The sequence below is a fragment of the Paraburkholderia sp. BCC1886 genome (genome assembly GCF_900996245.1).
Classification (GTDB): domain Bacteria; phylum Pseudomonadota; class Gammaproteobacteria; order Burkholderiales; family Burkholderiaceae; genus Paraburkholderia.
On record NZ_CAAJGK010000116.1, the window covers coordinates 1 to 468 of the forward strand.

Annotated in this window: 1 pseudogene; it reads left to right on the forward strand. The window is 68.6% G+C overall.

What is annotated here, in order from left to right:
* Window positions 1–468 (forward strand): annotated as a pseudogene (locus FQ746_RS31940) (MFS transporter); the annotation flags it as partial.

Below are 468 nucleotides of genomic sequence, written 5' to 3' on the forward strand. Positions count from 1 at the left end.
GTGTCGCGGCCGCTGGGCGGCTTCGTGTTCGGCAACCTCGGCGACAAGCTCGGCCGGCGCGCCGTGCTGATGCTGACCCTGCTGCTGATGGGCATCACCACCGCGCTGATGGGCGTGCTGCCCACCTACCAGTCGGCCGGCATCCTGCTCGGCACCGGCTTCATCGCGCTGATCACCATCTCGGTGTCCTCCGACGCGTTCCTCGACTGGGGCTGGCGCGTGCCCTTCCTGGCCAGCCTGCTGCTGGTGGTCTTCGGGCTGTGGGTGCGCCGCGGCGTGGGCGAGACGCCGGCCTTCGAGAAGCTCAGCGAATCGCACAACACCGCCAAGGTGCCGGTGGCCGAGGTGTTCTCGCAGCACTGGCGCCGCCTGCTGTTGGCCGGCGGCTCGCGGATCGGCTCGGACGTGCTCTATGCGTTGATCGTGGTGTTCACGCTAACCTACGTGACCACGGTGCTGAACCTGTCG